Source organism: Wolbachia endosymbiont of Tuta absoluta (assembly GCF_059414725.1).
The window spans coordinates 1-351 of the sequence record NZ_JBNRJY010000497.1; the positions used below are offsets into that span (position 1 = coordinate 1).

A 351-nucleotide genomic window follows, 5' to 3' on the forward strand; every position below is an offset into this window, starting at 1 on the left:
AGAGGCGTTGGAACTTTATGACCAAGCCATACAACTGAATCCTCATTATGCAGGAACATACAATAATAAAGGATTCAGTTTAACGTCATTAGGTAGACATGAAGAGGCATTGGAACTTTATAACCAAGCCATACAAATCGATCCTAATTATGTAGAAGCATACAATAATAAAGGAGCAAGTTTAGCGGCATTAGGTAGATATGCAGAATCAGTGGAATTTTATATACAATTCATGCGGCATAATAGTTCGCATAATATAGATCATGATATGCATAATACAGAACATAGCATAGATTGTATTGGTGAAAACGGCACCGTCAGGTTAATTGAGCTATAAATTAAGTATTGAGC

At 35.0% G+C, this 351-nt stretch carries 1 protein-coding gene; it reads left to right on the forward strand.

Features of this window, described 5'->3' with window-relative positions; all coding sequences use genetic code 11:
• A partial coding sequence (locus ACJ5GX_RS05505) for a tetratricopeptide repeat protein (protein ID WP_495292785.1) occupies positions 1-337 on the forward strand: 337 nt, incomplete at its 5' end.
• Positions 338-351: the final 14 nt, after the last annotated feature.